The 2231-nt window shown below is 72.5% G+C and carries 2 protein-coding genes; both read left to right on the forward strand.

The window, feature by feature from the left end; translation table 11 throughout:
- Positions 1-154 precede the first annotated feature (154 nt).
- Positions 155-1330, forward strand: coding sequence for a galactokinase (galK, locus tag FXN61_RS48915; RefSeq protein ID WP_167980562.1), 1176 nt, complete (start codon positions 155-157; stop codon positions 1328-1330).
- Positions 1331-1366: 36 nt separating this feature from the next.
- Positions 1367-2231 (forward strand): UDP-glucose 4-epimerase GalE (gene galE / locus FXN61_RS48920; protein WP_167980563.1); only part of this gene is annotated, 865 nt, incomplete at its 3' end.

The raw sequence follows: 2231 nt of genomic DNA on the forward strand, positions 1-2231 counted from the left end.
TCATGGCCGAACTGAAGGCCGCCGGCGTGGTGCCGGGCGGCACCGTGCAGGTCGAGGCGCTCGGTGGCGCCAAGGTCATCCAGGTGCGCGGCGGCAACGGCAACACCGCCGAGCTCGACCCCGCGGTCGCCCACGCCGTCCTGGTGCTCGCCCGGTGACCCAGGCGACGACACCGGCCGCGAAGGCGGCCGAGGCATTCCAGCGCCTGCACGGACGCGCTCCCGAAGGGGTCTGGTCGGCACCAGGCCGCGTCAACCTCATCGGCGAGCACACCGACTACAACGACGGCTACGTGCTGCCGTTCGCGTTGCCCCACCGCATCGCGGTCGCGGCGTCGCCGCGTGCGGACGGCGTGTTGACCGTCAGCACGCTCGGCGACGACGGCGGGGTGCAGGACGCGGATCCGGTCGTGGTGGCCGACCTAGTCCCCAAGACCGTCAAGGGGTGGGCCGCGTACCCCAGCGGCGTCGCCTGGGCCTTGCGCGAGCAGGGGATCGCCGTCAACGGCGGGGCGGACCTCGTCATCGCGGGCGACGTGCCCGCGGGGGCCGGTCTCTCCTCCTCGCACGCTCTGGAGTGCGCCGTCGCGCTCGCGCTGCTCGGCCTCGCCGGCGTCGACGCCGAGCGGCCGGACATCGCGCGCTGGGTACAGCACTCCGAGAACGACTTTGTGGGTGCGCCAACCGGCATCCTGGACCAGACGGCATCGCTGTGCTGCGTCGAAGCGCACGCCCTGTTTTACGACGTGCGCTCCGGCAAGCCGGAGCAGGTCGCGTTCGACGCGGCTGCCAGCGGGCTCGAGGTGCTGGTTGTCGACACCCGCGCCAGCCACTCCCACATCGACGGCGGCTACGGCGCCCGGCGGGCGGGCTGTGAGCGGGCCGCCGCCATCCTCGGCGTGCCCGCGCTGCGCGACGTCGACATCGCCGAGCTCGACGACGCGCTCGTCCGGCTGCCCGGAGAGCTGCGTCCTCTGGTGCGGCACGTCGTGACCGAGAACGACCGGGTCCTGCGCACCGTCGAGCTGCTCCGCGCGGGCAAGCTCGCCGACGTCGGTCCCCTCCTCTCGGCCTCCCACGCGAGCCTGCGGGACGACTACCGGGTCTCCTGCCTGGAGCTCGACGTCGCCGTCGACTCCGCGATGGCGGCCGGCGCGCTCGGCGCCAGGATGATCGGCGGCGGCTTCGGCGGCTCGGCCATCGCCTCGTCGCCCGTCGAGCGGCACGACGAGGTCGAGCGGTCCGTGCTCGCCGGCTTCGCCTCGCGGTCGCTCAGCCGGCCGAGGCTCTTCACGGCGGTTCCCTCCGCGGGCGCGGGCCGGGACCGGTAGCGAACAACGATCTTGACCAGGAATGCGAGGACTGTGGTGAAGCTGCTCGTCACGGGCGGGGCCGGATACGTCGGCAGTGTGTGCGCTGCCCGGCTGCTCGAAGCCGGACACGAGGTCGTCGTGCTCGACGACCTCTCGACCGGTCACGAGGACGTCGTCCCGGCGGGAGCGCGCTTCATCCGGGGTGACATCGCCGAGGTGATCGGCGACGTCCTCGCGGAAGGGTTCGACGGCGTCCTGCACTTCGCGGCGAAGTCCCTCGTTGGCGAGTCCATGCAGGACCCCGGCAAGTATTGGACGGGCAACGTCCTCACCGCGATTCGCCTGCTCGACGCGATGAAGGATCACGGCACGCCGAAGCTCGTCTTCTCCTCGACTGCCGCGACGTACGGCGAGCCGCGGGAGGTGCCGATCCCCGAGACCGCGCCGACCGCCCCGACCAACACCTACGGCGCCACCAAGCTGGCCATCGACCACGCGATCACGTCGTACGCCGCCGCGCACGGCCTGGCGGCGACGAGCCTGCGGTACTTCAACGTCGCCGGCGCCTACGGCAGCATCGGCGAGCGGCACGCGACCGAGACCCACCTCATCCCGCTCGTGCTGCAGGTCGCGCTCGGCCAGCGGGAGCACATCTCGATCTACGGCGAGGACTGGCCCACCGAGGACGGCACCTGCGTCCGCGACTACATCCACGTCACGGACCTCGCCGACGCCCACCTCCTCGCGCTCGACCACGCCACCGTCGGCGAGCACCGGATCTACAACCTGGGCAACGGCACCGGCTTCTCCGTCAAGCAGGTCATCGACACCTGCCGCGAGGTCACCGGCCACCCGATCCCTGCCGTCGTCGCCCCCCCGGCGGAGGCGACCAGGACGGCCGGGTCGCCGCGCGCCGGGG

The organism is Lentzea indica, assembly GCF_012184385.1.
In the GTDB taxonomy this organism is placed as follows: domain Bacteria; phylum Actinomycetota; class Actinomycetes; order Mycobacteriales; family Pseudonocardiaceae; genus Lentzea; species Lentzea indica.